We start from the raw sequence: 26,036 nt of genomic DNA, 5'->3' as shown, positions 1-26,036 counted from the left end.
TTCCGGCCGAAAGTCGCCGTTCCCGGCGAGAGTCGGCGCCCGACGGGCGAGCCTCGGCGCGATTGGCGACTTTCGGCCGAATTCCGGACACTATGCCAGCGCTACAACGTTGGCGAGGGTTTGCCCGAAAGCACGAACGGATGCGGTCTGGTGCTCTCGGCAGCCAGTTTGTAGGCGAGTGGCGCCCAGACGAGCACGGCCACTCCCGCACCCAGCAGCAGCCCTCCGATCGTGTCGCTGAGCCAGTGCGCACCCAGGTAGGTGCGACTCAGAGCCATGGCCAGGGCGTACGCGCTGCCGACGACCCACACCCAGACCCGCGGGAAGATGATGGCGAGAGCGACAGCTGTCGTGGCCGCGTTCGCTGTATGCCCCGACGGGAATGAGCCGGGATCGGACTGCACGAGCATGTCCTCGGGCCTCGCCCGGCCGACGGTGACTTTCAGGAGCTGGACGGCGCCGGCACTCAGTGCGGCAGAGATCGCGTAGTACAGGGCAGCCCACGGCCTGCGGAACAGCAGGAGAACGACAACGATCCCCACCGGGATGATGACGACCCCGATCAGTCCGCCGCCGAGCGTGTCCATGATGAGGGCCGGCACCGTCCAGAATGGCGAGCGATGCTCGACGACCTCGCCCATCCACCTCAGGTCGATGGCGAAGGGCTCGTTCGGACGCAGAGCGATGATCCCGGCCATGATCAGCACAAGCGCGAGCGCCACGGATGCCGAGACCACGGGCCAGAAACGCGCGATGGTGTGCGCCTGCTGCAGGTCGCCGGTGTCGACGCGGTGGTCGGTCATCCCCACACGCTATCGCGTGGACGACCAGACACTTCCCAGACCCGGTAGCCCGCGAGACGCGTCAGCGGGCGGGCGCAGCGAGGTGAACGTGCGTCAGTGGGCGAGCGCAGGGACAGTGCGCGGGCGCACGACGAACCAGAGCGCGAGGATGCTCACCGTCGACGTCACCGCCATCACCGCCCCCATCGGAACCGCGGTCGTCACCCCGAGCAGGCCGACGACCGGTGAGATGATGCCGGCGATCCCGAAGTTGGCGGCTCCCAGGATCGAGGCCGCAGTGCCTGCCTCGTGCCCGTGGCCGTTCAGCGCGAGCACCTGCACGCAGGGGAATCCGAAACCGCAGGCCGCGATGAAGAACCAGAGCGGGATGACCGTTCCCCAGATGCCGAAGCCGGCCTGGCCGAGGATCACGATCAGCAGCGCAGAGATGAGCATGACGATAGTCGTGACAGCGAGGATCCATTGCGGACCGACGTACTTGGTGATGCGCGCGGACGACTGGACACCGATGATGATGCCCACCGAGTTCACGGCGAACAGCAGACCGTACTGCTGGGCGTCGAAGCCGTAGAGGCCCTGGAAGATGAAGGAGCTCGACGAGAGGTAGGCGAAGAGTCCGGTGAAGTTCATCGCCCCGACGATCGCGATACCGACGAAGACGCGGTCGCTGAGGACTGCCTTGTAGCGCTGGCCGACAGTCGAGTGGCCGGCGTCGTGCCGCCGCGCCTTCGGGAGCGTCTCGACGATCCACAGGCTCACGCAGACGATGACGAAGAGTCCGTAGACAGCCAGCACGAGGAAGATGCCGCGCCACGGCATGACCAGGAGCAGCTGGGATCCGAGCACCGGTGCGAGTACCGGGGCGAGCCCGCTGACGAGGGCGAGCCGGCTGAGCATCCGCACCAGGGGACGTCCGCCGAACAGGTCGCGGACCATGGCCATCGCGACGACACCCCCGGCCGCTGCACCGATGCCCTGGAGCGCACGGAAGGTGGCGAGGAGTTCGACGTTCGGCGAAAGCGCCGCGCCGACACACGCGAGGATGTGCACAGCCGTCGCGAGAATCAACGGCAGCCGCCGGCCGACCTTGTCACTCCACGGTCCCACGATGAGCTGGCCCAGTCCGAAGCCGATGGTGGTCGCCGTCAGTGTGAGCTGGATGGCCGCCGTCGAGACGCCGAACTCGCTCTCGAGAGTCGGCAGGGCAGGCAGGTACATGTCGATCGTGAACGGCCCGAGCGCGGTCAGCGCGCCGAGGATCAGGATGTACGCGAGCCGCTGGCGGCCGGAAAGCGAGTCACCGGGATGGACGACGGTAGTCACAGGTGTCCTTGGGAAAACGAACACCGCGGTCGCTGACGACCACGGTGAGGAGCTGGATTGGGCGTGCCGGCTCTAGGCCGGCGGAAGGGCGGATGATCGAATCGATTCAATCGAATCGATTCGATATCGCCTCCACCAGCCTAGTGGATGCGCGACCCCGCTTGTGACCGTTCTCATCGGCGTTTCCACGGGCCCGTTCACAAAACAGGAGATCGTGTTGATCGAGGGAGGGACAGGCCGCCTCAGGCGCCGGCAGGATCCGCGAGCAGCGGCCCGAACGCAAGCTCCGCGGCGCCGATCATCAGCAGACGCGACCCGAGTTCCGCCCGCGCGATCGCGAGGGACTCCCCCGACGCCTTCAGCGCCTGCCCGGCGATCAGTCCGGTCAGCCGTTCCGGCGCGACCTGGTAGAGCGCACCGAGGAATCCCCCGAGCACGATCAGCTGCGGGTTGAAGATGTTCGTCGCGTTGCGCATCGCGACGGCGAGGAACCGCAGCTGCCGGTCGATCTCTTCGGCCACCGCAGGGTCGTGCGCGGAGACGGCGAGCGCCCGGTCGAGTTCGTCGCTGTCGGCGGATGCGAGGCCGAGCACCCCCAGCAGTGCAGCCTGGCTGACTTCGGTCTCCAGGCACCCGATCGCACCGCAGTGGCAGCGCACGCCGTTGCTGTTGACGAGGGTGTGGCCGAGTTCGCCCGCGTACCCGGAGATGCCGGTCATCGCGTCGCCGTTGACGATCACGCCGGCGCCGATGCCGCTCGCACCGCCGTTGAGGTAGACGAGGTCCGTCGCCGCCCTGCCGGCGCCGAAGTACCGTTCCGCTGTCGCTCCGAGGGAGGCATCGTTCGCCGACCGCGTGACGAATCCGGTGGCCTCTTGGAGCATCGCCGTGAACGGCTCGTCCACCCACTCGAGGTTCGGGGCGAGCCGCACAACCCCATCCGCCTCGCGAACGAGCCCGGGTACGGCCACGCCGATGCCGACCGTTCGGGTGAATGTTCCGAGGTCGGGGCGCAGCCCGTCGATGATGGCGCTGACGATCGCGACCGCTTCAGAGGCGGTGGGCGCGTGCCCCGTCGGATACCTCACGCGGCGATGCAGGGTGCCGTCCAGCCCCACGACGGCGACCGTGATCGCATCGATCTCGGGGTTGACCGCGATCGCGACCACATTCGGAGACGCAGTCACCACGGGGCTCGGTCGTCCGACACGCGTGTTCACACCGGGCTCGCGTTCGACCACCAGGCGGAGGTCGACGAGCTCGCCGACGAGCGCACCGATGGTCGAGCGGTTCAGTCCGGTCGACTGGGTGAGCTTCGATCGCGCGGCAGGTCCCCCGCGGTGGACCATTCCGAGCACCGTGCCGAGATTGTGCCGGCGAACCGTGTCGAGGTTGTTTCCGCGCGCGCCGGAAGGCACGTCAGTCCGTGATCCGGTCGGTGCCGGCCAGGCGGGCGTGTCGGGTTGCGCGGCCTTTGCGCGTTCGCTCGAAGGTGTCATAGTCCACACGAACCATATCGAACCGCGCTCGGTATCCGTAGCCCGACGCGTCTGCGAGGACAGGCGTCACGCCGCCGCCGCGGCGGTCGCCGCTGCAGGTCAGCGCACCCATTCGGCCTTTCCGTCGACGGCAATGATTGTCTCGCCCGCGTCGACGATGCGGATGCACCACTCCCGATCGGCCGGTCCGGTCGCCACGACGCCGCGCGGGCTTCGTGCCACGGTGTAGTCGAATGCCTCGCCGTCGGGAGTGGTGACGGTCACGAGTTGAACCGTGTCCGCATCCGCAGCCGCGGGGTAGACAGCGAGAGTCAGCCCGTCACGGTAGTCGTAATCGGGGCGGTCGTCACGGGCTCCGATCGGCAGCACCGCGCCTTCGCGCACATACAGGGGGATGCTCTGGTAGCCGTGGTTCTCCCGTCGCCAGACGCCGCCCGCGACGCGATCCCCGGTGAAGTAGTTCGTCCAGGTGCCGGCGGGAAGGTAGAACTCGACGTCGCCGGGCGCCGAGAACACCGGCGCCACGAGCAGGTCGGCCCCGAGGAGGTACTGCCGGTCGAGGTAGCCGACCGCGGGGTCGTCAGGGAACTCGAGCTGCATCGGACGCATGACCGGCGCTCCGGAGGCGGATGCCTCCCGCCCCGCAGCGAACAGGTACGGCATGAGGGAGAGCTTCAGTCTGGTGAACGTGCGCGTGACGTCGACCGCTTCGTCGTCGAACGCCCACGGCACGCGGTACGAGCTGCTTCCGTGGAGTCGCGAATGGCTTGAGAGCAGCCCGAACGCGGTCCAGCGCTTGAACACACCAGGATCGGGGGTGCCCTCGAAACCGCCGATGTCGTGACTCCAGAACCCGAAACCGCTGAGCGCCAGCGAGAGGCCGCCGCGCAACGTCTCGGCCATCGATTCGTAGCTGGACGTGTTGTCGCCGCCCCAGTGCACCGGCATCTGCTGGCCGCCCGCGGTGGCCGAGCGGGCGAACAGCACGGCGTCGCCTTCGCCCCGGACCCGCTGGAGCACGTCGAACACTGCCTGGTTGTAGAGCTGCGTGTAGTAGTTGTGCATCCGCTCCGGGCTCGACCCATCGAAGTAGTCCACCTGGAGCGGGATGCGCTCACCGAAGTCGGTCTTGAACGCGTCGACGCCCTGGCTGAGCAGGTGACGGAGCTTGTCCTGGTACCACAGGGTCGCATCCGGGTTCGTGAAGTCGACGAGCGCCATGCCGGCCTGCCAGAGGTCCCACTGCCAGACCGAGCCGTCCGGACGCTTCACGAGGTAGCCGGCCGCCGCCGCTTCGGCGAAGAGCGGCGAGCGCTGCCCGATGTAAGGGTTGATCCACACGCAGAGGTGCAGGTCCTTCTCGTGGAGGCGGGCGAGCATCCCTTCCGGGTCCGGGAAGGTGCGCGGATCCCATTCGAAGTCGCACCAGTTGAATTCGCGCATCCAGAAGCAGTCGAAGTGGAAGACGGACAGCGGGAGGTCGCGTTCGGCCATCCCGTCGATGAAGCTCGAGACCGTCGCCTCGTCGTAGGCCGTAGTGAAGCTGGTGGAGAGCCAGAGGCCGAACGACCAGGCCGGCACGGATGCGGGGCGGCCGGTGAGGGCCGTGTAGCGCTCGAGTATCTCCTTCGGCGTCGGCCCGTAGATGACGTAGTACCGGAGGCTCTCGCCGGAAACCGAGAACTGCACGCGCTCGACCGACTCGGAGCCGATCTCGTACGAGACGTGGCCCGGGTTGTCGACGAGGACGCCGTAGCCGCGGTTCGTCAGGTAGAACGGCACGTTCTTGTAGGCCTGCTCGCTCGAGGTGCCGCCGTCGGCGTTCCAGATGTCGACGACCTGGCCGTTCTTGACGAGCGGTCCGAACCGCTCTCCGAGTCCGTAGACGAGCTCGCCGACGCCGATCGAGAGCTGTTCGTGCACGTAGGTGGTGGGGCGCGACGGATGCTGCGTGTCGGCGACCCGCGCGTTGCCGACGATACCGCTGGTCACCTCCGCATGGGGCGCGACCTCGATGTAGCCGACGGACTTGTGCCCGCTCGACGTGAGGGTGCGTCCGTCCGCTGAGAATGTGAGGTTCCAGGGTGCGCCGCCGGTCACGGTCGCCGTCAGGTCGCCGCTGCGGAGGATGCCCGCCTCGTCGACCACCTCGACCACGCCGTGCCCTTCTTCGGAGAACAGCTCGAACCCGCGCTCGTCCCGGCCGCCCCTGAAGTGTTCGATGGTGACCCCGACGATGTTCGGGAGGGGCGACGTCAGCGTCACGGTGAGCACGGCCCGGTTCAGCGTGTCGCCGCGCGACTCGATCGCCTTCGTCGGGGCGGTCACTGTCAGGGTGTGTTCGCCTGCGACGATGTCGAACGCCTCGGCTGCGTAGAGTGGCGTCACTCCCGGTCGGGTCTGCCAGAAGCCATCGGTGAATTTCACTCGGTGTTGTCCTTTACTGCGTGGGTTGGAACTACTGCGTGGGTGGAACGATCGGCCGACGCCGCGCTACTTGACGGCGCCTGCGGTGATCCCCCGCGTCAGCGTGCGCTGGAAGATCAGGAAGAAGACGAGTGTCGGGATGAGGCCGAGGAGGGCGGATGCGCTCGTCGTGGTCACATCCATCAGCCGGTCGCCCTGCAGAACGCTGATGGCTACGGGCACGGTCTGGTTGTCGTTGCTCACCAGGAACGTCAGCGGGATCAGGAATTCATTCCAGGTCCAGATGAAGAAGAAGATGAGAAGCACACTGAGCGTCGGTCGCGAGATCGGCACGACGACGCGCCACAGGATGCGCCACCGGCCCGCGCCGTCGATCGACGCCGCTTCGAGGATCTCTTTCGGGAAGGTGCCGTAGACGCTCGACAGCAGGTAGGTGCCGAACGCGCTCTGGATCACCGTGAAGATGATGATCACGCTCCACACGTTGTCGTAGAGTCCGACCTGCTTGAACATGTAGTAAAGCGGGTAGAGCAGGGCCTCCTGCGGCAGCATGTTCGCCAGCAGGAACAGCACGATGATCCAGGTACGGGCTTTCACCCGCCCGATGCCGAGAGCGTAGGCGTTCAGCACAGAGATCACGACCGCGAGGATCGATACGACGCCGCTGATGAAGATGGAGTTCCACAGCTTCAGCGGGAAGTCGACGCGGTTCCAGAAGTTGACGATGCCGTCGAAGTACAGGTGGGTCGGAAGCTGGAGCGGACCGCCCTGGTTGTAGTCGGTCGGCGACTTGAACGAGTTGATCAGGATCATCAGGAACGGCACGGCGATGACCAGGCCGATGACGATCGCCGCGATCAGGATGATCCAGTCCGACGCCTTGCGCTTCGGCTTCTGGCGTCGCAGACGGTTTCCGGATGCGGAAAGCACCTTCGAGTCGTCGTCGCGCTTGCGCGGGCTCTGCTTCTGTGGGGCGAGAGTAGTGGACATCAGCGCTCGTTCTCCCTGCGCTCAGCCCGGTTCTGGGCGATGATGAAAAGGATCGCGACGATGACGATCAGGACGGTGAGCGCAGTGGCGATCGTCGCTCCGTAGCCGACCTGCTGACTCTGGAAGAACTCGCTGTACGAGTAGTAGCTGGGCACGATGGTCGACGTGCCGGGGCCGCCGCGGGTGAGGGTGTAGATCGGACCGAACACCTTCAACGCTGCGATCGTGCAGGTGAGGGTGACGACGAAGATCTCGGGGCGGATGATGCTGACGGTGATCGAACGGAAGCGCTGGAACCAGTTGGCCCCGTCGAGTTCGGCGGCCTCGTACAGCTCGGGGTCGACCCGCTGGAGAGCCGCCATGAAGATCACGATCGGGTAGCCGAGCTGGACCCAGACCATGATCGCCATGATGCTGAGCAGCGCGGTGTCGGGGCTGCCGAGCCAGTCGTGGGCGAGAGCGCCGAGCCCGATCTTCTCGAGGATGGTGTTAAGCGCCCCGTTGTCCGGCCGGAGGATCCAGCCGATCACGATCGCCGCGATGACGACGGGGAGGATCTGCGGCAGGTAGTACGTCGCGCGGAGGAAACTGGCGAGCTTGCCGCCGAACTTCTTGCCGACGAGGTCGAAGAGCATGGCGGCGAGCACCAGCCCGAGGAGAGTCGGGATGATCACCATGGCCACGATCATCGCGACACTGTTGCCGAAGGAGGTCCAGAACTTCTCGTCGCTGAACAGTTTCGTCCAGTTGGCGAGGCCGATCCACTTCGGGGGCCGGATGCCCCGATAGCTGGTGAAGCTCAGGTAGACGTTCCAGAGGAGAGGAACGATCACAATCACGAGCAACAATACGAACCCGGGGACCAGGTAGAACCAGAAGCTCCCCCGTCCGCTCGACGGGAGGAGCGCATCCCCTGCCCGCCGGTTCTTCACGCGCGGTCGCTCCGCGACAGCCGCATCAGCCATGGTGTGAATCCTTTCGGTCCGACGAGCACAGGAGAAGTGGGGCGAAAGCGCGAGCCTTCGCCCACTCCCCCTGTGCTCGACCGGGGTGTTGCGAGGGTGTTACTGGTTGACGATCTGGTCGACGCCGTCCTGGTACTCGCTGCCGAGCTCCTTGTTGACGTCGGACGGCGACTTGCCGTTGATGAGCTCCTGCAGACCGGCGTTCAGCTGGTCGTAGAAGGTCGAGGTGGGCCAGTCGGGGTAGAAGCCGATGCCGTCTTCAGCCGTGAGGGCGTTGAAGTTGGCGATGAGCTCCTTGCTCTTCGGGTCGGTGATGTCGGAGGTCTTCGCGGCCACCGGGACGCCACCGTTGTTGCCGATGATCGACTGGATCTCAGGGCGCATCGTGATGTCGATGAACTTGTAGGCGAGTTCCTTGTTCTTCGCGTTCTCCGGGACCACCCACATGTTTCCGGCCGAACCCGGCGACATCTTCACACCGGGGAAGAGGAACGTACCCCACTGGTAGTTCTTGATCTCGGTCTGGAAACGTCCGTACCACCAGCTGCCCGAGAAGAAGATCGGGTACTTGGCCGCTTCGAAGGCGGTCCCGGCGTCTTCGGCCTTGAGCCCGCTCGCGCTCTTGGAGATGTAGCCCTTGGTCACCCAGTCGTCGACGGTCTTGGTGGCGTAGCTGAGCTCCGAGCCCTTCCAGTCCACCTTGCCCTTGTAGAGCTGGTAGTCGTCGACCCAGCTGCGATCGGCCTTGCTGAGTGCCAGCTGGTACCAGAGCTGACCGAGCGGGTACTCCGCGGCCGACTCGGCGAGCGGGGTGACGCCGTTGTCCTTGAACTTCTGGAGCGCGGCGACGAATTCGTCCATGGTCTTCGGCACGGCGATGCCGTACTTGGCGAACATGTCCTTGTTGTAGTAGACCTCGACGTACTCGCCGTAGTTCGGGACGCCGTACCAGTTGCCGGAGCCCATGATGCCCTTGTCGTCGTACTTGGCGGTCGTCTGGAGGCTCGGTGCCAGCTTCTTGTCCCACCCGTACTTCTTGACGGCGTCATCGAGGTTCGTGAGGAGGCCCTGGCTCGAAAGGAGGCCGGCCGTCGCGTTGCCCTTGTTGTACTCGAGGATGTCGGGCGCCTGATTCGAGTTCAGAACCTGGCTGGCCGTGGAGCGAATCTGTTCGAAGCTCTTCGCCTCGAACTTGACTTTGGCGCCGGTCTCCTTCTCGAAGGTCGTGATGGCCTGGTTCCAGGCCTTGCCCATGGCGCTGTCCGCACCCTCGTAGTGCCAGAGCGTGAGGGTCTTGCCTTTGCCGCTGGCGCTGTCGTCCGAGCCGGATCCGCTTGCGCAGCCGGCGAGCAGCAATGCACTCGCGGCCAGAGCGGCCCCGATTGCGAGATGCCTCTTACGCATCCTTTACCTCCTTGTAGTGGAGTGGACGCGCTCTTGCAGGCTTCGCAGCCACTCCGATGCAATTTGTTGACGAGGGCAACATAAGCACAAGTTTGGACGCCTTGCAAGCTCGAATTTCAAAATAATCCCAGTGATTGCCTCACTGGACAATATGTTCTACTCCCCAACATTGTTCGGTTTTCGACTCGGCGAGACCACACAGTTGTCCAGCAGATCGGCGCCGACGCGCGACGCAGCAGGTGTCGGCTCAGGCGAGGACGGCGCGCGCGGGGTCGGCGATGAGGTCGGCGAAGACGAGCTCGGCCGCGCCGATGAGCAACTGGTCGGGACCCAGCTCGGCAAGGCGCACCTGCAGGCCCTCGCGCGCCGAACGCACGACAGGGCCGAGGACGTCCACCTCGCCACCATCGCTTGCACCGCGGTACAGGTCCGCCAGGAATCCACCGAGCACCATGACGGACGGATTGAAGACGTTGACCGCGTTCCGCACAGCGATCGACAGCAGTCCGAGGTCGCGGCGCACGAGCGCGTCCACAGCCGGGTCTCTCGACGCGGCGAGCGCATCCGCAAGCTCCGAGGCGTCCGCCGAGGCCAGCCCGACCGCCGACAGCAGCGCACCCTGGGTGACCTCGGCTTCGAGGCAGCCGCGCGCGCCGCAGTAGCAGGCGAGGCCGTCGCTGCGCACGAAAGTGTGACCGAACTCCCCCGCATAGCCTGCGGCACCGGTGACCAGACGACCGCCGCTGACGACACCCCCGCCGATGCCGCTGGCGCCGCCGATGAAGTACACGAGGTCGTCGATCCCGCGCCCCGCCCCGAAGGCGCTCTCGGCGCGCATCCCCAGAACGGCGGCGTTCGCAGCCCAGACACGCTTGCCGGTGGCGGCTTCGAGCATCGCCGCGAGAGGCTCGTCGGCCCAGCCGAAGTGGGTCGCCTCGCGGACCATCCCGTCGGCCAGGCGAACCTGCCCCGGGACCGCTACGGCGATGCCTGCGACCCGCACATCGTCGTCGACACCAGCGAGCATCCCGGCGACCGCTGCGGATGCCAGTGTCACCACTTCGGAGGCGGTGCGCGCCGAAGCGGTCTCAATGCGGATGCGCTTCAGCACGTGGCCGCCCATCCCCACCATCCCGAGGATGACCGCATCCACTTCCGGGTTGATGGCGATCGCGACGGTGGAGGTGCCGACCCTGACCACCGGGCTTGGCCGGCCCGCGCGAGCGGCCCCGACGGGTGCGGTCTCCTCGACGAGACCGAGCTCCGCCAGTTCGGCGACGAGGTCTCCCACCGTCGAGCGGTTGAGGCGCGTGAGCTGGGTGAGTTCAGCCCGCGAAAGAGCGTCGTGGCGGTGGACGAGGTGCAGCACGGCGGATAGATTGTCACGCCGCAACTGGTCGGTCGTGCCGCTCTTGATCGCTGACGCGGTCGGGCTGGTCATGGCTCGACCATAACGCGCCGCGCGCACGGCCGGTCGCATTTTGTCCTCCTACACAACAAACTGCGAGAATGACTGAGTCGTGATCGGGTGTCTGCCGTGGTTTGATACGTGTGCACCCGGCTCGACGGACAGCAGTTGTTCCGCAGCGCCGCAGACGTCGCCGCCACGCAGCGTCTCCCGACCGAAAGCAGTGACGTGCCGCTCACAGACCTGAGGCTCGACGAACTCGTCGGCTACCGCCCGACCGTCGCCCAGCCCGCCGACTTCGACGCCTTCTGGGCGCGCACGCTCAGCGAGTCGCGCTCCGCCGCGACAGCGCCGGACCTCCTGCCCGCGAGCACCCCGGTCACGGAGCTCGTCGTCGAGGACCTGCGCTTCAGCGGGTTCGGCGGAGAACGCGTGGCCGGATGGGTGACCCGGCCGCGCGGTGGCGGCCCCCGTCCCGCGGTCATCGAATACGTCGGCTACAACGGTGGGCGCGGCCTGCCTGGCGAGCGAGTTCTCTGGGCCCTCGCGGGCTACGTGCATGTCGTCATGGACACGCGTGGACAGGGCAGCGGCTGGGGCACCGGCGGCGACACGCCCGACCCGCACGGCTCGGGACCCGCATCCGCCGGGTTCATGACCCGAGGCATCCTCGACCCTGACGAGTACTATTACCGCCGCGTGTTCAGCGACGCAGCACTGCTCGTCGACGCCGTCGCGGGCTTCGAGTTCGTCGACGCCGACCGCATCGCCGTCACCGGCGGCAGCCAGGGCGGCGGCATCGCCCTCGCCACGGCCGCGCTGTCACCGGCCGTCCGCGCGGTGATGCCGGACGTGCCGTTCCTGTCGGCCTTTCGCCGCGGCGCCGAGATCGCAACGTCGGACCCGTTCGCCGAGATCGCACGCTACCTGTCGGTGCACCGGACCCGGGTAGAGCGCGTCTTCGAGACACTGTCGTACTTCGATGGTGTGAATTTCGCCGAGCGGGTCACCGCTCCCGCCCTGTTCTCGGTTGCGCTCATGGACGACATCGTTCCGCCGTCGACGATCTACGCGGCCTACAACCGGCTCGGCGCGACAGACCGTGCGATCGACGTCTACGAGTTCAACAACCACGAGGGCGGCCAGACCGAGCACTGGCAGAGGCAGGCCGCCTGGCTCGCCGACCGCATCTGACCCGTCCTTCCCGGGTGCGCCCTACCAGGTCGCGGGCGTGCTTCCGTCGGCGACGGGTTCGGGCCGCTCGACCGTGCTCGACAGTTCGATGACGCGGTGCTCGCGCCCCGCCGAGATGATCGATTCCATGATCTCGAGCACGTGGAACGCGAGTTCGCCGGATGCGCGGTGCGGCCGCCCGGTCTCGATCCCGCGGGCCATATCCGCCAGTCCGAAACCGCGCCCCGCATCCGCGTACCCGGCCGTGGCGGGCAGTTCCACCCATTCCCGGTTCGCGGAGGTGGCGAGGGAGACGGTGTCGGAGAACATGTTCGGGTCGGGGACCAGGATGCTGCCGTCGGTTCCGTAGATCTCGAAGTACGGCGAGCGGGTGGCCCAGACCTCGAAGCTCACCGTGACGGTGGAGATGACACCGTTCGCGTGCTCCAGGATGGCGGTGACGTGGGTGTCGACGTCGACCGGGATGGCGGCCCCAGCGCTCGGTCCCGTGGCGATCGTGCGTTCGCGCGCCGATCGGCTCACCGCCCCCGACACTCGCACGACCGGCCCGAAGAAGGTCACGAGGCTGGTCAGATAGTACGGCCCCATGTCGTAGAGCGGTCCGCCACCGGGCTGGTAGTAGAAGCCCGGGGCAGGATGCCAGAGCTCGTGACCGGGTGCCGTCCAGTGCACCGACGCTCCGACCGGGGCACCGATCCGACCGGAGTCGAGCACCGCGCGGGTGGTCTGGATGCCCGTGCCGAGCACCGTGTCCGGCGCGCCGCCGACCCGCAGGCCCACGTCCGCCGCCCTCGAGAGCACACCCGCAGCATCCGCCGTCGTCAGCGCCAGCGGCTTCTCGCCGTAGACGTGCTTGCCCCCGTCGAGCGCCCGCAACGCGATCTCCGCATGAGCGGCGGGGATCGTCAGGTTCAGGATCACATCGATACCCGGGTCGGTGAGGATCGCATCGACGCTCAGCGCGCGCGTCCCCTGTGCGTCGGCGACGGATGCGGCACGCGCGACGTCGAGGTCCGCGACGGCGGCGAGACTCAGATTAGGAAGCTTCGGAAACGACGCGAAGTACTGGTTGCTGATGACGCCGACTCCGACGACGCCGACGTTCAGCGCGCTGCCCACAACAGGCCCCTCTCGATGATGGTGCGTACGTTCGGATCTTCGACGACCTCGATCCGGTGTCCAGGAGCAGACACGAAGATCCGGCCCTCGCCCCACTGGCGCGTCCAGATCGCGGGGGCTGTGACCGGCCGGTTCCACGCATCCCACGGGCGCACGTCCTGTGTGGTCGTCGCCAGCACGTCGTTGTACTCATCGCTGAGCACCCAGTACTGCTCCGTGACCAGGTCGAAGTCCTCGATACCCTGCGTGATCGGGTGTTTCTTCCCCACCTCGGTGATATGTACCGTGTACGGAATGTAGTTGTCCGACTGTTCGCCGATGCGTTCCGCCGGGTCCTTGCCCGCGTGATGGGCGAACTGACCGCCGATCATGTGCAGGTAGTCGGCGTTGTTCCGGTAGGAATCGGCGATGCCGCCGTGCCACCCGGCCATGCCCGTCCCATTCAGCACCGCACGCTGGAGTCCCGCGAACTCATCGGGCTCGATCGTGTTCATCGTGTTGACCTGCACGATCAGGTCGATGGTGTCCATGACGTCCGCGTCGGCGTAGACCGCCGTACCGTCCTCGACGCGCACCTCGAAACCGTTCGCCTCCAGGAAGGGGATGAACAGCCCGGTCGTTTCGACGGGCATGTGCCCGTCCCATCCTCCACGTACGACGAGTGCTTTCCTGGCGGTCATCGGGTCTCCGTCCATGCGCTTCCGTTGCCTGCGCTCTGCTCCACCGCATCCAGCACGCGCTGCACCTGCAGCCCGTCGGCGAATGACGGTTCCGGGTCGTGTCCGGCCGCGATGTCGCCGACGAAGTCGCGGATCTCATGCGAGAAGGCGTGCTCGTAGCCGATCAGGTGACCTGACGGCCACCAGTTCGCCATGTAGGGATGCTCGGGCTCGGTGACGAGGATTCGCTTGAAGCCCTGCTCACCGGCCGGGGCCGTCGCGTCGTAGAACTGCAGCTCGTTCATCGACTCCATGTCGAATGCGATCGCACCGCGGCTTCCGCTGATCTCGAAGCGGAACGCGTTCTTGCGCCCGGTCGCATACCGGGTCGCCTCGAAGGAGCCGATGGCGCCGCTCGACAGCCGCCCCGTGAACCAGGCCGCGTCGTCGACGGTGACCCGTCCACGCTCATCGGATGCGGTGCCGCTGAGTCCGCGACCCTCGCCCAGGAGAGGGCGCTCGGTCACGAAGGTCTCAAGTGTCCCGCTGACAGACTCGACGGTGGAGCCGGTCAGGTACTGGATCATGTCGATCGCGTGGGCTCCGATGTCGCCGAGCGAGCCCGAGCCGGCGAGCGCCTTGTCGAGGCGCCAGGTCATGGGACCGTTCTCGTCGACCAGCCAGTCCTGCAGGTATTCAGCGCGCGTCTGCCGGATCTCGCCGAGACGCCCGTCCGCGATGAGCGCGCGTGCGAACCCGATGGCGGGCACCCGGCGGTAGCTGAATCCGACCATCGAACGGATGCCGCGCGCCGCCGCTCGCTCGGCCGCCGCGACCATCCGCTCGGCTTCCTCGACCGTATTGGCCAGCGGCTTCTCGCAGAGCACATGCTTGCCCGCGTCGAGCGCGGCGATGGCGATCTCGGCGTGGGAATCGCCCGGGGAGCAGATGTCTACGACATCGATCTCCGGGTCGGCCACCACCCTGCGCCAGTCGGTCTCGGCGCGCTCCCAGCCGAACTTCTCGCGCGCCTCCTCGACCCGGTCCGCGTCACGGCCGACGATCACGCTCATGACGGGATCGGCTTCCAGCTCGAAGAATCGGGGTGCGACGCGCCAGCCCTGCGAGTGCGCTGCACCCATGAATCCGTAGCCCACCATGGCTACGCGCAGTTGCGGCTTGTCCAGGCTCATAGGTCGCTCCTTCGCGAATCGAATGGTTTGTACGATGAAACCACAAATGCGACTGCGATTCCGACACCTCGCACGCTACTCGGCGGGAATCCCCGCTCCCACGGCGTCGGCCTCCATCAGTTCGACCCGCACACCGACGAGTCGCCGGTCTGCGGCGGTCACGTGGTGGTCGTCGCCCATCAGCGTGAGCGATGCGGAGGTGTCGCGCTCACTGCACGACGGCCCGACCCAGAGGTCGATGTCCCCTGCCTCGACGATCCGTTCGAACTTCCGGTCGGTGAAGGCGAGGCGCGCAGTGGGCACGTCGAACTCGACGATCGCCTCGTCGCCGGGAGCCAGCTCGACGCGCGTGTACCCGACCAACTGGGCCACCGGCCGCGTGACGGATGCGTACACGTCGTGCGCGTAGAGCTGCACCAGGTCCGTTCCCGCTCGTTCGCCGGTGTTGCGAATCCGGACGCTCGCACGGAAGGTCCCGCCGGTCGGTGCTTCGGCATCCACCGCCAGGTCTGTGCGCTCGAAGGTCGTGTAGGTGAGTCCGTGCCCGAACGGCAGTACTGGAGTGCTGTCGGCGCTCGTGATCTCCGACGACCCTCCGAGCTTCGGGTGCAGGTACGAGTACGGCTGCGAACCGGCCGAACGCGGAAGCGACACGGGCAGGTGGCCGGACGGAGCCGTGCGGCCGGACAGAACGGACGCGATCGCCCGTCCGCCTTCCTCGCCCGGGAAGAACGCCTGGACCAGCGCATCCGGTGCGGTCGGTCCTGTGACGGCCCAGCCGAGCTCGTACGGACGTCCGGAGATCACGATCATGACGACCGGCTTGCCCGTCGCGGTCACGGCCTCGACCAGCTCACGCTGGACACCGGGCAGTGAGAGGCTCTCGACATCGTTGCCCTCGCCGACGGTTCCGCGGCCGAACAGACCGGCGCGGTCGCCCGTGACCACGAAGGCCACGTCGGCTGACGCGACCGCCACGGCGGCGTCCTGGATACCAGAGGTGTCGTCACCCTCGACAGCACAGCCGGCCACGTAGGTCAGTTCCGCATCCGGGAACTCCTCGCGGAGCGACTCGAGGACGGAGGGGATGCTGAAGCCGAGCTCGGTGCCCGGATGATGCGCGAGCACGTGGTTGGCGAACGAGTAGCACCCCATCAGCGCTTCGGACGAGTCGGCGTTCGGGCCGATCACGGCGATCCGGAGCGGGCCGGACGTCTCCAGCGGCAGCACACCGTTGTTCGTCAGGAGCACCAGGGACTCCTCGGCGAGTTCGCGGGCAGCCTCGCGGTGCGCAGGTGTGTCGAGATCGATCGACGTGGGGGGCTCGGCGAACGATTCGTCGAACAGGCCCAGCTCCTCCTTCTGGGACAGCACGCGCAGGACCGCGAGATCGATGAGAGCCTCATCCATCGTGCCCGCACGCACACGGGCGGCGAGAGGCTCGAGGAAGGCGTCGCCGGTCGGCAACTCGATGTCGATGCCGGCGGCGAGGGCGAGCTCCGCGGCTTCACCCAAGTCGGCCGCGACCTCGTGCATGGTGTGCAGGAACGCTACTGCGAAGTAGTCGGACACGACGACACCGTCGAAACCCCACTCGTCCCGGAGGATGCCGGTGAGGTATTCAGGATTCGACGCGACAGGGACCCCGTCGATCTCGGCGTAGGAATTCATGACCGAACGCACGCCGCCGTCGCGCACTGCCATCTCGAACGGTGGGAGCAGTACGTCGCGCAGCTCACGCTGCCCGGCATGCACCGGCGCGTGGTTCCGTCCGGCCTGCGAGGCGGAGTAGCCGACGAAGTGCTTCAGCGTCGCGTGCACGCCGGACTCCTGGAGCCCGCGGACGTACGCGGTGCCGATCGTTCCGACGACGTACGGGTCTTCCGCGATGGCCTCGTCGACGCGACCCCAGCGCGGATCGCGGATGACATCCAGCACGGGCGCAAGTCCCTGGTGGATGCCGAGCTCGCGCATGGACGCACCGATGAGGCGGCCCATCCGTTCGACGAGTTCGGGGTCGAACGACGCGCCCCAGGCGAGCGGCGTCGGGAAGGTCGCGGCCTTCCACGCAGCGAGCCCGGTCAGGCACTCCTCGTGGACGATCGCGGGGATGCCCAGACGGGTCCCCTCCTTCAGCCGCCGCTGCTCCGACCAGAGCCAGTTCGCACGCTCGACAGGGTCCACCGGACGCGTGCCGTAGACCCGCGTGAGGTGTCCGATGCCGTGGGTGGTCGCATCCGAGTAGTTCGCCGAGTTGGCCATCTCGCCTGCCATCGGGGCGACGACCTCATCACCCTTGTCGACCCAGAAGCCGACGAGCTGCGCCAGCTTCTCCTCGAGCGTCATGGAGTCGAACAGGGTCTGCACGCGGTCCGAGACCAACGGAAGATCGGGGCTGATCATGAAACTTTTCACACTTCTCTCTGGGGCGGTCGGTCGGGGGCGCTCAGCCCTTGACCGCACCGGTGAGCCCGCCGACGATGCGGCGCTCGAACAGGCTGAAGAACACGAGGGCGGGGATCATCGACAACGACGTGAACGCGAGCACCTCGGCTGTGTTCGTCGAGTACTGCGACGAGAACGCCTGCACACCGAGTGGCAGGGTGTACGTCGCCTGGTCGTTCAGGATGAACAAGGGAAGGAGATAGCTGTTCCAGCTGCCGATGAAGGCGAGGATCCCGACGGTGATCACTCCGGGCAGCGAGAGCCGCAGCACCATCCGCCAGAAGAATCCGAGCCGGCTGCAGCCGTCGATGAAGGCCGCCTCCTGGAGCTCGTCCGGTATGGCCCGGAGGAACGGCACGAGGATGATGATCGTCGTCGGGAGCGCGAAGGCGATCTGCGGGATGATGACGCCCGCGAGCGAGTTCGTCAGTCCCAGGTTGCGCACGACGATGTACAACGGCGTGATCGCGACCGTGATCGGGAACATGAGGCCGGCGGCGAACAGAGCGTACAGCGCCCCGCGGCCCTTGAATTCATACCGTGCCAGCACGTAGCTGGCAGCAAGACCGAGCGCGATGACGCCGATCGTCGTCGCGAGGGCGGCGATCAGCGAGTTCCCCACCTGGGCCCAGAAGACCCCGCCGGTGAGCACGTCGATGTAGTTCTGGAAGTTCCAGGGGTTCGGGAAGCCGGCCGGGTCGACCGTGATCTGCGAGTTCGTGCGGAAGCCGCCGATGATGATGTACGCGATCGGTACGAGCATCAGTGCGATGACGACGAGCGCCACGAAATACACAGCGGGAGAACCCCAGGGAAGGGCCTTGCGCTCCTTCCGCCGTGCGGCGCGAACAGAGGCGATGGCGCTCATTTCGCCTTCCTTTCAGTCAGTGCGCCCTGGGTGTCGCGGCGGAGGACGAAGCGCTGGTAGAACAGCGCGATGATCAGGGAGATGAGGAAGATCACGACGGCGACGGCGTTGCCGTACCCGAAGTTGCCGGCGTCGCGGCCGTTCGAGACCATGTAGGTCGCCATGGTCGAGGTCCCGGCGGTCGACGCGACGTACTGACCCCAGATGATGTAGACGAGGTCGAACAGCTGCAGCGCACCGATGACCGAGAGGAACGCCCAGATGCGGAGCGTGGGAGCGAGCAGTGGGAGGGTGATCCTCCACTGGATCTGCCAGTACGACGCGCCGTCCAGAGCGGCAGCCTCGTAGAGCTCCTCAGGAACACCCTGCAGACCTGCGAGGAACAGGATCACTGCGAATCCGATGTACTTCCAGGTGAGGATCCCCATCAGGGTCCAGATGGCGAGACTCGGATCGGCGAGCCAGTCGTGGGCCCACGACGAGAGGCCGATCGACTCCAGGAACCCGTTGAAGGCACCGTTGGTCGAGAGCATCAGGCTCAGGCCGGTTCCGACCACGACTTCGGAGATGACGTAGGGCACGAAGATCAGCACGCGGATGAGCGACTGTCCGCGCATCTTGCGATTGAGCAGCAGCGCAAGGAGGATGGCTGCCGGCCCCTGGAGGACCAGGGACATGACCAGGATGAAGAGGTTGTGACCCAGCGCTTCCTGGAACGCTTTGTCCGTGACGATGACGAAGTAGTTCTGCAGACCGACGAAGTCGGTCGGCGGTCCGTAGCCATTCCACCGGAAGAATCCGTAGTAGGCGGCCATGACGACCGGGAAGATCACGAAGCCGATGAAGACGAGGGCCGCCGGCCCTGCCAGGATGGCGATCTCCATGCGCCCCGCCCAGCCGAAGCCGCGGCGGCGACGCCGCGGCTTCGGCGGGAGCGACGCGTTCGCGCCGCCCCCGCCTCGCTGCGCGAGATCGGCCTTCGACCCTTTTTCGGTCGAGGTTTTCTCGCGGGTGTTGCTCACTGGATGTTCCTCTTAGCCCTTCTTGGCTGCGTCGTTGGCGGCCTGGATGAGCCCCTTGGGGTCACTCTTGCCCGCCAGCATGTCGACGACAGCGACGTTGAGCGCGTTTCCGATGTTCTGGCCGAGGATCGTGTCGAGCCACTGCGAGACGAACGGCGCCTTGTTGTAGGCGGCCAGGACATCCTTCAGGTACGGCTCGGTGACGGCCTTCTGCGCTTCGGTGTTGACCGGCGGGGAGTTGTACGCCTTGTAGTAGGCGGTCTGCTGCTCCGTGGACGCGATGTAGTTCAGGAAGTCGGCACACTGCTTCGGAGCCTTGGCCGAGCAGGAGTACCCGTCGACACCACCCATGATCGAGCCGGGCTGGCCGTTACCGCCGGAGAGTTCGGGGAACGGGTAGAAACCGAGGTCCGGAAGCGGCTTCTGGTCGGGCGTGAGCGATCCGATCACTCCCGGGTCCCAGGCGCCCATGAGCTCCATCGCGGCCTTGTGGTTCGCGACGAGTCCAGCCGAGCTGCCTGCGCCCTGCTGAGCGGAAGTGGTGAGGAACCCGTTGTTGAACGGCTTCTCGCCGGCGAAGGCCTGCAGGTCTTCAGCGGCCTTCAGCCAGCACGGGTCGGAGAAGTCCTTCGAGTCCGCGGTCTTCTCCATGGTGTCACCGGAGCACTCGCGCAGAGCGAACCAGTAGTACCAGTGAGCGGCGGGCCAGGCGTCCTTCGCGCCGAGCGCGATCGGAGCCACGCCCGTGGCCTTCAGCTTCGTGACGTCGGCCGACAGGTCGTCGATCGTCGCGGGGGCTTCGTTGATGCCCGCCTTGCTGAAGAGGTCCTTGCTGTAGAACAGGCCGCCGGGGAGCACGGAGAGGGGCATCGCCCAGACCTTGCCCTGGTAGGTCTCCGCCTTGAACGAACCCTGGGAGATGTTCGCCTTGGTGTCGGAGGAGAGCTTGCCGGTGATGTCCATCAGCTGTCCGGCCTGCACCATCGCCGCCATCTTGCCGCCACCACGCTGCAGGAAGATGTCGGGCGCGTCGCCGGAGTTCAGCGCCGTCTGGAGCTTGCCGTCGAGGGCCTCGTTCTGGACGGTCTGGACCTTGATGGTGACGTTCGGGTTCTTCGTGTGGAACGATGCTGCCGCATCCTTCCAGAACTGCTGGCCGGGGCCAGTAGTCGAGTTCTGCCAGAGGGTCATGGTGACCTTGCCATTGCTGGAGTTGCTGCTTGGTGCGCTACAGGCACTCAGTGCCATCATGCCGGCAACCAGGACAGCCGCCCCCGCAAGGAGCTTCTTGGCTTTCATGTGATTTCCAACCTGTTCTCTTCGTTGAGCAGGACCTCGGTGATGTCCGAGGTGCCCGGTGAACTGGGTTCGCGTTGTGCCGGCTGGTGCGACTGCCTCGTAGCACTGGAGCCGACCGCGTACCCATAGGGGTCTCCGGACTCAGGCCCGGATGAGGCATCAGTGTTACAAACCCACCTGAGAGTGTCAAACGTTTTCGAAAATGATTTCCATTGCGCTAGTGTCAAGGGTCATGGGACGAAGACCGACCATTCACGATGTGGCTGCAGCAGCCGGTGTCTCCGTATCGACCGTGTCGAAAGCGGTCAACGGGCGCTACGGCATCGCCGTCGACACTGTCGAGCGCGTGCTGGAGGCAGTCGAGAAGCTCGGGTATGAATCCAGTCTCGTCGCCAGCAGCATGCGATCCCGCCGCACCGGCGTCATCGGCGTCCTGGTCGCGGACTTCGAGCCGTTCAGCGCCGAGATCCTGAAAGGTGTCGGCACCGCCCTGCATGATTCGCGATACGACCTGCTCGCGTACAGCGGCTCACGGCAGGCCTCGAGCGAGGGATGGGAGCGACGCTCCCTCAGCAGGCTGAGCGGCACCTTGATCGACGGCGCGATCATGGTCACTCCGACCGTGGTGAACGTGACCGCCGATGTGCCGATCGTTGCCATCGACCCGCACACCGGCCACGCGGACCTGCCGACCGTCGAGTCCGACAGCTTCACGGGGGCACGGCACGCGACGAGCTACCTGGTCGAGCTCGGGCACAAGCGGATCGGTTTCGTCGCGGGTCGCCCCGACCTGCGTTCGTCGATCCTCCGCGATGCCGGCTACCGGCGGGCGCTCGCAGAGGCAGGACTGCCGTTCGACGCATCCCTGGTCGGCGTCGGCCGCTACCAGCAGGACACCGGGCGCGAAGCGGCCACGCGCCTCCTGTCACGAGCGGACCGGCCCACGGCGATCTTCGCAGCGAACGACCTCTCGGCCATCGCCGTGATCAAGGCCGCGACGGAGCTCGGACTCGACGTGCCCGGAGACGTCTCCGTCGTCGGATTCGACGACATCCCCGAAGCGTCCACACACAACCGCCCTCTGACCACTGTGGCGCAGCCGATGCAGCAGCTCGGCGCAGCCGCGGCGGACCTGCTGGTCGCCCTGATGAAGGGCGAGTCGCCGTCACCGACGCACATCCGCCTGCCCACCCGACTGATTGTTCGCGCGACGACCGCGCCTCCGCGATGATGGGACCCGGATTGCGTTTCGCAGACACTGCCTATATGTTTATTCTCGCAACAAATCACCAATGATGCTGAAGGAAGCAGACTCATGAGCACGACGACCCCCACCCGCGACGACAAATTCTCCTTCGGTCTGTGGACCATCGGCTACAACGGCACAGACCCGTTCGGCGGCCCCACCCGCCCCCAGCTCGACGTCGTCGAGGCAGTTACCCGGCTCAGCGAGCTCGGCGCCTACGGCCTCACGTTCCACGATGACGACCTCTTCGCCTTCGGTTCGACCGACGCCGAGCGCCAGAAGCAGATCGACCGACTGAAGCAGGCCCTCAGCGACACCGGCCTCATCATCCCGATGGTCACCACCAACCTGTTCAGCGCCCCGGTCTTCAAAGACGGCGGGTTCACCTCCAACGACCGCGAGGTTCGCCGCTTCGCGCTCCGCAAGGTGCTGCGCAACCTCGACCTCGCAGCCGAGCTCGGCGCCAAGACGTTCGTCATGTGGGGCGGCCGCGAAGGCGCCGAATACGACGCCGCCAAGGACATCCGTGCTGCTCTCGAGCGCTACCGCGAGGCCGTCAACCTGCTCGGCGACTACGTCACCGACAAGGGCTACGACATCCGCTTCGCGATCGAGCCGAAACCGAACGAGCCGCGTGGCGACATCCTGCTCCCGACCGTCGGCCACGCGATGGCCTTCATCGAGACCCTCGAGCGTCCCGAGCTCGTCGGCGTCAACCCCGAGGTCGGCCACGAGCAGATGGCCGGACTGAACTTCGCCGCGGGCATCGCCCAGGCGCTGTACCAGGGCAAGCTGTTCCACATCGACCTGAACGGCCAGCGCGGCATCAAGTACGACCAGGACCTCGTCTTCGGACACGGCGACCTGCAGAATGCCTTCGCGCTCGTCGACCTCCTCGAGAACGGCGGCCCGAACGGCGGCCCGTCGTACGACGGCCCGCGCCACTTCGACTACAAGCCGTCGCGCACCGAAGACATCACCGGCGTGTGGGACTCGGCCGCAGCGAACATGCGCACCTACCTCCTCCTCAAGGAGCGGGCCCAGGCGTTCCGCGCCGACCCCGAGGTGCAGGAAGCGCTCGAAGCGTCGCGCGTCACCCAGCTCTCCGTGCCGACCCTCGGCGCCGGTGAGTCCTACGACGACCTGCTCGCCGACCGCGCATCCTATGAAGACTTCGACCCCTCCGCCTACTTCGGCGGCAAGGGCTTCGGCTTCGTTCGCCTCCAGCAGCTGGCTCTCGAGCACCTGATCGGCGCCCGCTCCTAGTCCCACCCATGATCGCCGAACGGTGAGTTCTGCTCTGACGCGCCACGCGTGTCACGTGCGGAGCTCACCGTTCGTCGTCGAAGCACCGAAAGCACCGTAAGGAACAGCCATGACGCTCGTCGCCGGAGTCGACTCATCCACCCAGAGCTGCAAGGTCGTCGTGCGCGACCTCGAGTCGGGGGCGCACGTGCGGTCCGGCCGCGCGACCCACCCCGACGGCACGGAGGTCGACCCGGCGTTCTGGTGGGATGCGCTCCAGTCGGCGATCGCCGACGCCGGCGGTCTCGACGATGTCGCCGCGATCGCAGTGGCCGGCCAGCAGCACGGCATGGTGGTCCTCGACGCGGCCGGCCAGGTCATTCGCCCCGCTCTCCTCTGGAACGACACCCGCAGCGCCCAGGCGGCGCTCGACCTGATCGCCGAGGTCGGGGCCGATGAGTACTCGCGTCGCACGGGCCTCGTGCCCGTCGCATCCTTCACCGCGACCAAGCTGCGCTGGCTGCGCGACGCCGAGCCGGCGAATGCCGCGCGGGTCGCCGCCGTCGCACTCCCCCACGACTGGCTGACCTGGCGGCTGCGCGGCTACGGCCCGGTCGGCGAGAGCCCGCTCGGACCGGTGCTGGACGAACTGCGCACCGACCGGTCGGATGCGAGCGGCACGGCGTACTGGAGCGCGTCCACCGGCGCGTACGACTTCGACCTGTTCGAGCGGGCGCTCGGCCGGGTGGGGCGCGAAGCCGGCAGCTCCGGCCCTGATGGGGCGGTCGTTCTGCCACGCGTGCTCGGGCCGGGCGAGTCGGCGGGAACAACGCCGTCCGGTGTCGTGATCGGTCCCGGAGCGGGCGACAATGCGGGCGCTGCGCTCGGGCTGGGCGCCGGGGCTGGGGACGTAGTGGTGTCCCTCGGAACCAGCGGCACCGTGTTCGCGGTCACCGAGCATCCAACCATCGACATCACCGGCGCGGTCGCCGGGTTCGCCGACGCGAGCGGGCTCTCCCTCCCCCTCGTCGCGACGCTCAACGCAGCCCGCGTGCTCGACGCCGTTGCCCGGGTGCTCGACGTCGACCATGCCGGCCTTGCCGACCTGGCGCTCAGTGCGCCCGCGGGTTCGGACGGCGTCGTGCTCGTCCCCTACTTCGAAGGCGAGCGCACCCCCAACCTTCCGGATGCGAATGCGAGCCTCCACGGTCTCACCCTGGCCTCGACCACGCGCGGCAACCTCGCCCGCGCGGCCGTCGAAGGGATGCTGTGCGGCCTCGCTGCGGGACTGGATGCCGTGCGCGCTGTCGGTGTGCACGAGACGCGCATCCTGATCATCGGCGGCGCGGCGCAGAACCCGGCCGTGGTGGCCGTCGCGGCGCAGGTGTTCGACGCGCCCGTCGTGATCCCGGAGCCCGGCGAATACGTCGCGGACGGCGCGGCCGTGCAGGCGGCGTGGGTGCTCACCGGCACTCGGCCGGCGTGGCCACTCGCGATCGTGGCGGAGCCGGCGCCTGACCACCGCCCGGTCGTCCGCGAGCAGTATGCGCGGTACGCCGCACTGAGCGTCTAGCCCGCCCGGCGCCCCTACTTCGGCGGGGACGTCCTCGCGCCGGCCGGGGCGCCCTTGCGCCGGCCGAGTGCGTCACTTCCGGTCGAGAGCGCCCGGCAGAACTGTCGCGCTCGACCGGAGGTGCCGCACTCGCGCCGAGACCTCGGCGGGAAACGGTGCCGCAAGCGGCGGCGTCGGAGCGTGCCACGCTCAGCGGATGCGCGAAGCCAGCCGCGCACCGGCAGCGCGCGCCCACCTGACCGGGTCGGCTATCGCATCCGCTGCCCCACCGGCGAGTTCGACGAGCGAAACCGCCTCGTCGAACGGAACGTCGCACGCCTCGATCGCGCCGGCGACCAACATCGCGCGCACGCCGGCGGACCGCGCGAGTCCCGCCACATACGAGGGCGCTTTCCCCGCTGCCGACTGTGCATCGAAACGGCCCTCACCGGTCACGACGACGTCGGCGGCCGCAATCAGTGACGGCAGGCCGAGCGCATCTCCGACCGCCCCGGCGCCGGGGGTCATCGTGGCGCCCCAGGCGAGCATCCCATAACCCGTTCCACCGGCCGCACCCGCGCCGGCTGTCGTCGCTCGGACGCCGGGCCGCTCCGCGCGCACCAGCCGTTCGAGCCGGACCAGCCCCGACTCGAGACCCAGCACCTGCGCCTCGTTCGCACCCTTCTGCGGGGCGAAGACCGCTGCCGCACCCGCGGGACCGAGCAGCGGGTTGGTGACGTCGCTCAGGATGGCGACACCGGCATCCGGAAGAGCGCGAAGTCCGCCGAGGTCGACACGCGCAAGGCTGCCGAGACCCCGGTTGCCGAGGCGGATGGGTCGGCCCTGGGCATCGGAGAAGCGCGCCCCGAGGGCCGCGAGGGCGCCGACACCGCCGTCAGTGGATGCGCTCCCTCCGATCGCGAGCAGCAGCCGCGAGACTCTGTGGTCGAGCGCATCCGCGATTGCCTGGCCGAACCCGAGGGTGTGGGCGTCGAGCGGGGCGAGCTCGTCCAGGAGGGTGATCCCGCTCGTCGTGGCCAGTTCGACGATTCCGACGCCGCCCGGGAACTCGTCGCTCTGCGGGAGGAGCAGCCACGACGCCGACACGGTTCCGCCGGCGGGGCCCTGCACCATGACGGGGATCCGGGTGGCTCCGGGAACCGCGAGCTCGAACGCATCCAGCGTGCCTTCGCCGCCGTCGGCCATCGGCGTTGGCAGGACGACGTCGCCGGGACGCACGGACATCCAGCCATCGGCGATCGCCGTCGCGATGGCAGCGGCGGTCGCCGACCCCTTGAACGAGTCGGGCGCGACCACCACCGTGAAGGATCCCGTCATGGGTCCAGCGTGGCAGAAACGGCCGGGTGCCCGGCGC

Annotated in this window: 20 protein-coding genes; 4 read left to right on the top strand and 16 right to left on the bottom strand. The window is 67.2% G+C overall.

Translation table 11 applies throughout. From position 1 onward, the window contains the following. Positions 1-101 precede the first annotated feature (101 nt). The 8 genes from AAYO93_RS03810 to AAYO93_RS03775 all read right to left on the bottom strand — a co-directional run bounded on the left by AAYO93_RS03810 (position 102) and on the right by AAYO93_RS03775 (position 10,852). Complete coding sequence (locus tag AAYO93_RS03810) at positions 102-803, bottom strand: phosphatase PAP2 family protein (protein WP_345763688.1); 702 nt, start codon at positions 801-803, stop codon at positions 102-104. A 93-nt stretch (positions 804-896) separates the two neighbouring features. Then, positions 897-2,126, bottom strand: coding sequence for a multidrug effflux MFS transporter (locus AAYO93_RS03805; protein WP_345763687.1), 1,230 nt, complete (start codon positions 2,124-2,126; stop codon positions 897-899). A gap of 242 nt (positions 2,127-2,368) precedes the next feature. Next, on the bottom strand, positions 2,369-3,625 hold the full coding sequence (locus tag AAYO93_RS03800; protein ID WP_345763686.1) for an ROK family protein: 1,257 nt from the start codon (positions 3,623-3,625) through the stop codon (positions 2,369-2,371). Between the two features lie 99 nt (positions 3,626-3,724). After that, on the bottom strand, positions 3,725-6,052 hold the full coding sequence (yicI, locus tag AAYO93_RS03795; protein WP_345763685.1) for an alpha-xylosidase: 2,328 nt from the start codon (positions 6,050-6,052) through the stop codon (positions 3,725-3,727). Between the two features lie 66 nt (positions 6,053-6,118). After that, positions 6,119-7,042, bottom strand: coding sequence for a carbohydrate ABC transporter permease (locus tag AAYO93_RS03790; RefSeq protein ID WP_345763684.1), 924 nt, complete (start codon positions 7,040-7,042; stop codon positions 6,119-6,121). Next, on the bottom strand, positions 7,042-8,007 hold the full coding sequence (locus AAYO93_RS03785) for a carbohydrate ABC transporter permease (protein WP_345763683.1): 966 nt from the start codon (positions 8,005-8,007) through the stop codon (positions 7,042-7,044). Before AAYO93_RS03785 ends, AAYO93_RS03790 begins: the two co-directional genes overlap by 1 nt. 99 nt (positions 8,008-8,106) lie before the next feature. Next, a complete protein-coding gene (locus AAYO93_RS03780; RefSeq protein ID WP_345763682.1) occupies positions 8,107-9,411 on the bottom strand; it encodes an ABC transporter substrate-binding protein in 1,305 nt (434 codons plus the stop codon). A 247-nt stretch (positions 9,412-9,658) separates the two neighbouring features. Continuing rightward, positions 9,659-10,852: an ROK family transcriptional regulator gene (locus AAYO93_RS03775; protein ID WP_345763681.1), complete on the bottom strand. Its 1,194-nt coding sequence runs from the start codon at positions 10,850-10,852 to the stop codon at positions 9,659-9,661. A gap of 195 nt (positions 10,853-11,047) precedes the next feature. On the opposite strand from AAYO93_RS03775, the gene AAYO93_RS03770 reads away from it, so the two are divergent. Further along, a complete protein-coding gene (locus AAYO93_RS03770) occupies positions 11,048-12,013 on the top strand; it encodes an acetylxylan esterase (RefSeq protein ID WP_345764959.1) in 966 nt (321 codons plus the stop codon). A gap of 21 nt (positions 12,014-12,034) precedes the next feature. On the opposite strand, the gene AAYO93_RS03765 is transcribed toward AAYO93_RS03770, so the two are convergent. The 7 genes from AAYO93_RS03765 to AAYO93_RS03735 all read right to left on the bottom strand — a co-directional run bounded on the left by AAYO93_RS03765 (position 12,035) and on the right by AAYO93_RS03735 (position 20,618). Then, positions 12,035-13,132, bottom strand: coding sequence for a Gfo/Idh/MocA family protein (locus AAYO93_RS03765; RefSeq protein WP_345763680.1), 1,098 nt, complete (start codon positions 13,130-13,132; stop codon positions 12,035-12,037). Then, the gene (locus AAYO93_RS03760; RefSeq protein WP_345763679.1) at positions 13,117-13,812 is read right to left on the bottom strand and encodes a ThuA domain-containing protein; all 696 of its coding nucleotides are present in this window, start codon (positions 13,810-13,812) and stop codon (positions 13,117-13,119) included. The genes AAYO93_RS03765 and AAYO93_RS03760 overlap by 16 nt, the downstream gene beginning before the upstream one ends. After that, entirely contained in the window at positions 13,809-14,984 is a 1,176-nt protein-coding gene (locus tag AAYO93_RS03755; RefSeq protein ID WP_345763678.1) for a Gfo/Idh/MocA family protein, read from the bottom strand. Before AAYO93_RS03755 ends, AAYO93_RS03760 begins: the two co-directional genes overlap by 4 nt. 75 nt (positions 14,985-15,059) lie before the next feature. Next, positions 15,060-17,387 carry a glycoside hydrolase family 3 N-terminal domain-containing protein gene (locus AAYO93_RS03750; protein ID WP_345763677.1) on the bottom strand — a complete coding sequence of 776 codons (2,328 nt, stop codon included), beginning with the start codon at positions 17,385-17,387 and terminating at the stop codon, positions 15,060-15,062. A gap of 43 nt (positions 17,388-17,430) precedes the next feature. Next, the gene (locus AAYO93_RS03745; RefSeq protein ID WP_345763676.1) at positions 17,431-18,297 is read right to left on the bottom strand and encodes a carbohydrate ABC transporter permease; all 867 of its coding nucleotides are present in this window, start codon (positions 18,295-18,297) and stop codon (positions 17,431-17,433) included. After that, entirely contained in the window at positions 18,294-19,319 is a 1,026-nt protein-coding gene (locus tag AAYO93_RS03740; RefSeq protein ID WP_345763675.1) for a carbohydrate ABC transporter permease, read from the bottom strand. The genes AAYO93_RS03745 and AAYO93_RS03740 overlap by 4 nt, the downstream gene beginning before the upstream one ends. Before the next feature lie 12 nt (positions 19,320-19,331). Then, on the bottom strand, positions 19,332-20,618 hold the full coding sequence (locus AAYO93_RS03735) for an ABC transporter substrate-binding protein (protein WP_345763674.1): 1,287 nt from the start codon (positions 20,616-20,618) through the stop codon (positions 19,332-19,334). Between the two features lie 232 nt (positions 20,619-20,850). Between AAYO93_RS03735 and AAYO93_RS03730 the strand changes: the two genes are divergently transcribed. From AAYO93_RS03730 to AAYO93_RS03720, 3 genes are all read left to right on the top strand, one after another. Then, entirely contained in the window at positions 20,851-21,849 is a 999-nt protein-coding gene (locus tag AAYO93_RS03730; protein ID WP_345763673.1) for a LacI family DNA-binding transcriptional regulator, read from the top strand. Positions 21,850-21,933: 84 nt separating this feature from the next. Then, positions 21,934-23,130 carry a xylose isomerase gene (gene xylA, locus AAYO93_RS03725; RefSeq protein WP_345763672.1) on the top strand — a complete coding sequence of 399 codons (1,197 nt, stop codon included), beginning with the start codon at positions 21,934-21,936 and terminating at the stop codon, positions 23,128-23,130. 109 nt (positions 23,131-23,239) lie between these two features. Next, on the top strand, positions 23,240-24,682 hold the full coding sequence (locus tag AAYO93_RS03720; RefSeq protein WP_345763671.1) for a xylulokinase: 1,443 nt from the start codon (positions 23,240-23,242) through the stop codon (positions 24,680-24,682). Between the two features lie 189 nt (positions 24,683-24,871). Here the strand turns inward: AAYO93_RS03720 and AAYO93_RS03715 are convergent, their stop codons facing one another. After that, positions 24,872-25,999: a glycerate kinase gene (locus tag AAYO93_RS03715; protein ID WP_345763670.1), complete on the bottom strand. Its 1,128-nt coding sequence runs from the start codon at positions 25,997-25,999 to the stop codon at positions 24,872-24,874. Positions 26,000-26,036 lie beyond the last annotated feature (37 nt).

This window comes from Diaminobutyricibacter sp. McL0608 (assembly GCF_039613825.1).
Classification (GTDB): Bacteria; Actinomycetota; Actinomycetes; order Actinomycetales; family Microbacteriaceae; genus Diaminobutyricibacter.
This window is presented reverse-complemented; position numbering and strand designations above follow the sequence as displayed.